The organism is Type-D symbiont of Plautia stali, assembly GCF_001485335.1.
GTDB lineage: Bacteria > Pseudomonadota > Gammaproteobacteria > Enterobacterales > Enterobacteriaceae > Pantoea > Pantoea vagans_C.
Genome location: NZ_BBOC01000185.1, coordinates 1 through 1377, shown reverse-complemented (window position 1 = coordinate 1377; position 1377 = coordinate 1). Strand labels below are relative to the sequence as shown.

Annotated in this window: 1 protein-coding gene; it reads left to right on the top strand. The window is 51.4% G+C overall.

The annotated features are described in order from the left end of the window. Window positions 1–279 precede the first annotated feature (279 nt). On the top strand, window positions 280–1362 hold the full coding sequence (locus PSSD_RS25875; RefSeq protein ID WP_020803817.1) for an IS110 family RNA-guided transposase: 1083 nt from the start codon (window positions 280–282) through the stop codon (window positions 1360–1362). The last annotated feature ends 15 nt before the right edge of the window (window positions 1363–1377 follow it).

The window sequence follows — 1377 nt, the reverse complement described above, 5'->3', positions numbered from 1 at the left end:
AGTAAGAATGTCTGTGTCAGTTCTCATCATCATGCTTGCTGTTTTGTTCGCACGGTGAGATCACTGATGCAGTGAAGACTTTCCGGCTACCTGACTCACACTCTGATCGACCAGAAATGTGTCTTTCCCTGGACCCGTCGGTTGACGGAAAGTACTTCATGCGAGGCTTCTCCTCACCGATGCGCGTGACTCAAGAAGGGCCTGACGTCTTGTCTCCTTACTGTCCTGTCCGGGTTATCGTCAGGAGAAATGACGATAAGTTCCAGAAAGGATTAGGCTATGGCGAAGACTAAATCAGTTCGCCCACCGTTTGTCGTGGGCGGCGTTGATACGCATAAGGACCTGCACGTTGCTGCAGTAGTTGATGAAAACAACCGCGTTTTAGGCAGTGATTTTTTCGCGACAACCCGACAGGGATATCGGCAGATGCTGACATGGATGGCATCTTTTGGAACGGTTGCCCGCATCGGAGTTGAATGTACCGGTTCTTACGGCGCTGGCTTGCTACGCCACCTGCAAAATGCCGGCATCACCGTGCTGGAAGTGACTGCTCCGGATAAAATGGAACGCCGCAGGCGTGGAAAAAGTGACACAATTGATGCTGAAAGTGCCGCCCACGCAGCTTTCTCATTGATACGCACTGTCACACCTAAAACACGAAGCGGGATGATTGAAGCACTCCGCGTTCTGAAAGTCTGCCGAAAAACAGCCGTTGCAGCACGTCGTATTGCGCTGCAAATGATCCAGATGAATATCGTTTCATCTCCGGATGAACTACGTGATCAATTACGTAATCTGACCCGGATGCAGCTGATTCGAACCCTGGCCGCATGGCGGCCGGATGTGACGGCGTATCGTAATGTTCAGGATGCTTATCGTATTGCCCTGAAATCGCTGGCTCGACGATATCTTGAACTTCACGATGAAATAGCAGACCTGGATATCATGATCGCGTCAATCGTTGATGAGCTGGCACCTGAGCTGATCAAGCGTAACGCTATCGGCTATGAATCCGCTTCTCAGTTGCTCATCACTGCGGGTGATAACCCTCAACGGCTGCAGTCTGAGCCTGGCTTCGCGGCCTTATGCGGAGTCAGTCCCGTTCCCGTCTCATCAGGAAAAACAAATCGCCACAGACTGAACCGTGGTGGAGATCGCGCAGCAAATAGCGCCCTGCATATCATCGCTATAGGCCGGTTACGTACAGATACGAAAACGCAGGAGTATGTCGCGAAAAGAGTCGCGGAGGGGCACTCAAAAATGGAAGCGCTGCGCTGCCTGAAACGTTATATCGCACGCGAGGTCTTCACACTGCTTCGCAATCAAAATCGGCAGATTAACAGCACTCAAATAACGACTTGACACTTAGAAGGGCGT

Bases quoted from the DNA above. Each gene is read 5' to 3' on its own strand.
- PSSD_RS25875 (WP_020803817.1), top strand. From the start codon at position 280: ATGGCGAAGACTAAATCAGTTCGCCCACCGTTTGTCGTGGGCGGCGTT.